We start from the raw sequence: 6,406 nt of genomic DNA, 5'->3' as shown, positions 1-6,406 counted from the left end.
ACCACGGGAATTTCTGCGCAGTCGGGTATCACAACCCTAAGCGGGAAAAAGTGTCTGGACCTATGGGGTCAAATCCAATCAGCTGAACGAGCGGGCCGCCAAATATGCCCTGCTGTTCATCGGCCTCACCTTCATCAGCTTCTTCATGTTCGAGCTGCTCAAGGGGCTGCGGGTACACCCCATCCAGTACGCGCTGGTGGGCATGGGGCTGGCCATCTTCTATCTGGTGCTGCTGGCGCTGACCGAGCATCTCGGCTTTGCCTGGGCCTATCTCATTGCCGCCCTGGCCAGTGTGGCCCTCAACGGCTTCTACCTGAGCCATGTGCTGGGCGGCCCAAAACAGGGCATGGGATTCGCCGCCCTGCTGGGGCTGGTCTACGCCATCCTGTTCGGGCTGCTGCAGGCCGAGGAGACAGCCCTGTTGCTCGGCGCCCTGCTGCTGTTCGCCACCCTGGCGCTGGTCATGGGGCTGACTCGCAAGCTCGACTGGTATCAGGTGATGGAGAACAGTCCCTCCGCCACCGCATGGGCGGCCCCCCAGCCATCGACCAGTGACACCAGCCATCAGCCATAAGCAAAAAAACCGGCGCCCTCGGGCGCCGGTTTGCATTTCATTGATCGGGCATCACTTCTTCTTGACCGGACGGGGCCAGTTCGGAATGTGGCGCTGGGGCACCCGGGTGATCACCAGCTCGTTTTCCGCCACATCCTTGGTGATGGTGGAACCCGCCCCCAGGGTCGCCCCCTTGCCGATCCGCACCGGCGCCACCAGCTGGGTATCGGAGCCGACGAAGACATCGTCCTCGATGATGGTCTGGAACTTGTTCACCCCGTCGTAATTGCAGGTGATGGTGCCGGCACCGATGTTCACCTTGGCGCCGACGTCCGCATCCCCCAGATAGGTCAGATGACCGCACTTCGAGCCCACCCCCAGCCGGGCCTTCTTCATCTCGACGAAGTTGCCGACATGGGCATCCTGCTCCAGCACGGCACCCGGGCGCAGGCGGGTAAAGGGCCCGACCGAGCACTGGTCGGCAATTTGCGCACCTTCGATGACGGAGTAGGGTTTCACCTCGGTGTGGTCGCCGATGACGCAATCCTTCAGCACGCTGCCGGCACCGATGCGCACGTGATTACCCAGCACCACCTTGCCTTCGATGATGACGTTGACGTCGATCACCACCTCCTCCCCGATTTCCAGGGTGCCGCGCAGATCGAAACGGGCCGGATCGATCAGGGTGGCGCCGGCGATCATCAGCTTCTCGGCCTGCATCTGCTGGTAGCTGCGCTCAAGCGCAGCCAGCTGCACCCGGTTGTTGGCCCCTTCCACTTCCATGGCGCTGTCAGGGTGGACGGCGGCGATGGCACAGCCATCCCCATGGGCCATGGCGATGACGTCGGTCAGATAAAACTCGCCTTGAGCATTCTTGTTGTCCAGGCGGGAGAGCCAGCTGCGCAGCTGACCACCGTTGGCCACCAGCACGCCGGTGTTCACTTCGCGGATGGCAAGTTGCTCGACGTTGGCATCCTTCTGCTCGACAATGCCGACCACCTGACCATGTTCTCGCACGATGCGGCCATAGCCGGTCGGGTTGTCCAGTACCACGGTCAGCAGCGCCATGCCATCGTCGGTCTTGGCCGCCAGCAACCGTTGCAGGGTCTCGGGCTGGATCAGCGGGGTATCGCCGTAGAGCACCAGCACGTCGTCTTCGTCATGCCAGAACGGAATGGCCTGGGCGACGGCATGGCCGGTCCCCAGTTGCTGAGCCTGCAGCACCCAGTTCAGGTCGGATGCCTGGATCCGCTCCTTCAGCAGTTCGGCGCCGTGGCCATAGACCAGGTGCAGCTGTTCGGCACCGATCTGGCGGGCGGTCTCGATCACATGGGAGACCATGGGCTTGCTGGCAACGGGGTGCAGCACCTTGGGCAGGGAGGAACGCATGCGGGTGCCTTTGCCCGCAGCCAGGATCACGACGTTGAGAGACATAGCTAGCCTTTGAAACAGGTGGAAATGCTGGGCGGAGTCTATCCAACGGGCAAAAAAAAAGCGACCCGAAGGTCGCTTTTTGCATCACCGTGATTAGCGGTAATTCTTTTTGACGATATCGATAACCCGCAGCTGGGCCATCGCTTTGGCCAGCTCGGCAGACGCCTGAGCATAGTCGATATCACCATGGGAGCTGTTGATCCGCTCTTCGGCACGACGCTTGGCTTCCTGGGCTTTCGCCTCATCCAGATCGTCGGCGCGAATGGCGGTATCGGCCAGCACGGTCACGGCTTCGGGTTGTACTTCCAGCATGCCGCCGGAGATGTACAGCACCTCTTCGCTACCATTTTGCTTGATCAAGCGGACCAGGCCCGGCTTGATGGCAGTCAGCAACGGAGCATGACCGTGGCGGAGACCCAGCTCACCTTCGGAGCCTGATACCTGGGCAGATTGCACGCGACCGGAAAACAGTTTTCCTTCGGCGCTCACCACATCCAGGTGAAAGGAGATCATCTCAGCCATGGGCCCTCCTATCGAGGCTTACAGTTTCTTGGACTTCTCGACGACTTCGTCGATGCCGCCAACCATGTAGAACGCCTGCTCCGGCAGATCGTCATACTCGCCCTTCAGGATGCCCTGGAAGCCACGGATGGTTTCCTTCAGCGGCACGTATTTGCCCGGAGAACCGGTAAATACTTCGGCCACGAAGAACGGCTGGGACAGGAAACGCTCGATCTTACGGGCACGGGCTACGGTCAGTTTGTCTTCTTCTGACAGTTCATCCATACCCAGGATGGCGATGATGTCCTTCAGCTCCTTGTAGCGCTGCAGTACGGTCTGAACGCCACGAGCGGTCTCGTAGTGCTCCTTGCCAACCACCAGCGGATCCAGCTGACGGGAGGTGGAGTCCAGCGGGTCAACGGCCGGGTAGATACCCAGTGCCGCGATCTGACGGGACAGTACGACGGTCGCATCCAGGTGGGCGAAGGTGGTCGCCGGAGACGGGTCGGTCAAGTCATCCGCAGGCACGTAAACGGCCTGTACGGAGGTGATGGAACCAGTCTTGGTGGAGGTGATGCGCTCTTGCAGAACACCCATCTCCTCGGCCAGGGTCGGCTGGTAACCTACTGCGGAGGGCATACGGCCCAGCAGTGCGGATACTTCGGTACCGGCCAGGGTGTAACGGTAGATGTTGTCCACGAAGAACAGCACGTCACGACCTTCGTCACGGAACTTCTCGGCCATGGTCAGGCCGGTCAGCGCCACGCGCAGACGGTTTCCGGGCGGCTCGTTCATCTGACCGTAAACCAGAGATACTTTGTCCAGTACGTTGGACTCCATCATCTCGTGGTAGAAGTCGTTACCCTCACGGGTACGCTCACCTACACCGGCGAACACGGAGTAACCGCTGTGCTCGATCGCGATGTTACGGATCAGCTCCATCATGTTGACGGTCTTGCCTACGCCGGCGCCGCCGAACAGACCAACCTTACCACCCTTGGCGAACGGACATACCAGGTCGATAACCTTGATGCCGGTCTCCAGCAGCTCGGTGCTGTTGGACTGATCTTCGTAGCTGGGGGCTTCGCGGTGGATGGACCAACGCTCTTCTTCGCCGATCGGACCCTTCTCGTCGATGGGGTCGCCCAGTACGTTCATGATACGGCCCAGGGTCGAGGTACCGACCGGTACCTGGATGGCCTTGCCGCTGTTAACTACTTCCAACCCACGACGCAGACCGTCGGAGGAACCCATGGTGATGCAACGCACGACGCCGCCGCCGATCTGTTGCTGAACTTCCAGTACCAGACCCTGGCCTTGGCCTTCGCTGACAACCTTCAGTGCATCGTACACCTGGGGCACGGCATTCTGCGGGAACTCGATGTCCACCACAGCGCCGATGATTTGGACGATGAAACCGTTACTCATGTCAAATCCTCTAAACCTTTGATAACCCTTGCCTTACACCGCAGCAGCACCGGAAACGATCTCTGTGAGCTCCTGGGTAATACTGGCCTGACGGGCCTTGTTGTATACCAGTTGCAGATCGTTAATCAGGTTGCCGGCGTTGTCAGTCGCGGCTTGCATGGCAACCATTCGGGCTGCCTGTTCACTTGCCAAGTTTTCTACCACACCCTGGTAGACCTGGGATTCGACGTAGCGAATCAGCAGGGTATCCAGCAGTTGCTTGGGATCCGGCTCATAGAGGTAGTCCCAGTGGTGCTTCTTGGCGAGCTTGCTGTCTTCTGTTACGGGCAAAGGCAGCAGTTGATCGACTTTTGGTTGCTGAACCATGGTGTTGACGAACTTGTTGTACACCAGATACAGCCTGTCAATCTCACCGTTGTCGTAAGCCTTCAGCATGACCTTCACTGAACCGATCAGGTCATTGACGCTCGGGTTGTCACCCAGTCCGGAGACGTGGGCTTTCACCTTGGCGCCGTGCCGTTCAAAGAAGTTGGAGGCCTTGTTACCGATCAATGCCAGGTCAACCTTGGCACCTTTCGCGCTCCATTGCTTCATATCATTGAGGGCAGCCTTGAACAGGTTGATGTTCAGACCACCACACAGGCCACGGTCGGTGGAGACGACGATGTAACCCACTCGCTTCACCTCACGTTCGATGAGGTAGGGGTGCTTGTATTCCAAGTTCCCCTGAGCGATATGGCCGATCACCTTGCGCATGGTTTCAGCGTACGGACGGCTGGCAGACATGCGTTCCTGCGCACGGCGCATCTTGCTCGCTGCCACCATTTCCATAGCGCTGGTGATCTTCTGAGTGTTCTTCACACTCCCGATCTTGTTACGTATCTCTTTTGCGCCGGCCATCTCTTCTCTCCATCAGGTGGCAGCTTGCGCTGCCACACACGCTTACCAGGTCTGGGTTGCCTTGAAGTCATCCAGCAACGCAGTCAGCTTGCCAACGATCGCGTCGTTGTAGTCGGCCTTGGCATTGATTTCAGCCATCAGCTCGGCATGCTGGGTATTGGCGTAAGAGAGCAGAGCGGCTTCGAAGTCGACGATCTTGCTCAGTTCGACATCGGCGAGATAACCCTTCTCGGCGGCGAACAGCACCAGGGATTGCTGGGCCACGCTCATCGGAGAGTACTGCTTCTGCTTCATCAGCTCGGTGACTTTCTGACCGTGATCCAACTGCTTGCGAGTAGCATCGTCCAGGTCGGAAGAGAACTGGGCAAATGCCGCCAGTTCACGGTACTGGGCCAGCGCGGTACGGATACCACCGGACAGCTTCTTGACGATCTTGGTCTGAGCAGCACCGCCCACACGGGATACGGAGATACCCGGGTCAACCGCCGGACGAATACCGGAGTTGAACAGCTGGGAGGTCAGGAAGATCTGGCCGTCGGTGATGGAGATCACGTTGGTCGGTACGAATGCAGATACGTCACCGGCCTGGGTTTCGATGATCGGCAGGGCGGTCAGGGAACCGGTCTGGCCTTTCACGGCACCATTGGTGAACTTCTCTACGTACTCGGCGTTGACGCGAGCAGCACGCTCCAGCAGACGGGAGTGCAGATAGAAGACGTCACCCGGGTAAGCTTCACGTCCAGGCGGACGGCGCAGCAGCAGGGAGATCTGGCGATAGGCAACGGCCTGCTTGGACAGGTCATCATAGATGATCAGTGCGTCTTCGCCGCGGTCACGGAAGTACTCGCCCATGGAGCAACCGGCGTAGGGAGCCAGGTACTGCAGAGCAGCCGCTTCGGAGGCAGAAGCCACGACCACGATGGTGTTGGCCAGGGCGCCGTGCTCTTCCAGCTTGCGCACCACGTTGGCGATGGTGGAGGCCTTCTGGCCGATCGCAACGTAGACGCACTTAATGCCGGAATCTTTCTGGTTGATGATGGTGTCGATGGCGATGGCGGTCTTACCAACCTGGCGGTCACCGATGATCAGCTCACGCTGGCCACGACCGATAGGGATCATGGCATCGATGGCTTTCAGACCGGTCTGGACTGGCTGGTCAACAGACTTACGCTCGATAACGCCCGGGGCGATCACTTCGATCGGCGAGAAGCCGTCGTTGTCTACCGGACCCTTACCGTCGATCGGCTGACCCAGGGTGTTGACCACCCGGCCCAACAGACCACGACCGACCGGCACTTCCAGAATGCGGCCGGTACCCTTTACCTTCATCCCTTCGGCCAGATCGGCATAGGGACCCATTACTACGGCACCAACGGAGTCACGCTCCAGGTTCAATGCCAGAGCGAAGCGGTTGCCCGGCAGCTCGATCATCTCACCCTGCATGGCATCGGCCAGACCGTGGATACGAATGATACCGTCGCTTACAGAAACGATGGTACCTTCGTTACGCGCTTCGCTTTTGACATCAAACTGCGCAATGCGCTGCTTGATCAGCTCGGCGATTTCAGTGGAATTCAGTTGCATGCTCTA

The 6,406-nt window shown here is 59.4% G+C and carries 5 protein-coding genes and 1 pseudogene; 1 reads left to right on the top strand and 5 read right to left on the bottom strand.

Annotation, left to right across the window (positions count from 1 at the left end):
- Positions 1 to 79: 79 nt before the first annotated feature.
- Positions 80 to 574, top strand: a pseudogene (locus PG879_RS18915) (inner membrane CreD family protein); the annotation flags it as partial.
- A gap of 51 nt (positions 575 to 625) precedes the next feature.
- Here PG879_RS18915 and glmU read toward each other — a convergent pair.
- The 5 genes from glmU to atpA all read right to left on the bottom strand — a co-directional run bounded on the left by glmU (position 626) and on the right by atpA (position 6,400).
- Entirely contained in the window at positions 626 to 1,987 is a 1,362-nt protein-coding gene (gene glmU / locus PG879_RS18910) for a bifunctional UDP-N-acetylglucosamine diphosphorylase/glucosamine-1-phosphate N-acetyltransferase GlmU (protein WP_041212063.1), read from the bottom strand.
- Between the two features lie 93 nt (positions 1,988 to 2,080).
- Entirely contained in the window at positions 2,081 to 2,509 is a 429-nt protein-coding gene (locus PG879_RS18905) for a F0F1 ATP synthase subunit epsilon (RefSeq protein WP_010672259.1), read from the bottom strand.
- 18 nt (positions 2,510 to 2,527) lie between these two features.
- A complete protein-coding gene (gene atpD / locus PG879_RS18900; protein WP_010672260.1) occupies positions 2,528 to 3,916 on the bottom strand; it encodes a F0F1 ATP synthase subunit beta in 1,389 nt (462 codons plus the stop codon).
- Between the two features lie 33 nt (positions 3,917 to 3,949).
- Entirely contained in the window at positions 3,950 to 4,816 is an 867-nt protein-coding gene (atpG, locus tag PG879_RS18895) for a F0F1 ATP synthase subunit gamma (RefSeq protein WP_010672261.1), read from the bottom strand.
- A gap of 42 nt (positions 4,817 to 4,858) precedes the next feature.
- Positions 4,859 to 6,400 (bottom strand): F0F1 ATP synthase subunit alpha, encoded by a 1,542-nt coding sequence (gene atpA, locus PG879_RS18890; protein WP_010672262.1) that lies wholly within the window; start codon positions 6,398 to 6,400, stop codon positions 4,859 to 4,861.
- Positions 6,401 to 6,406 lie beyond the last annotated feature (6 nt).

Source organism: Aeromonas sp. QDB63, from assembly GCF_027707425.1.
Classification (GTDB): domain Bacteria; phylum Pseudomonadota; class Gammaproteobacteria; order Enterobacterales; family Aeromonadaceae; genus Aeromonas; species Aeromonas caviae.
This window is presented reverse-complemented; position numbering and strand designations above follow the sequence as displayed.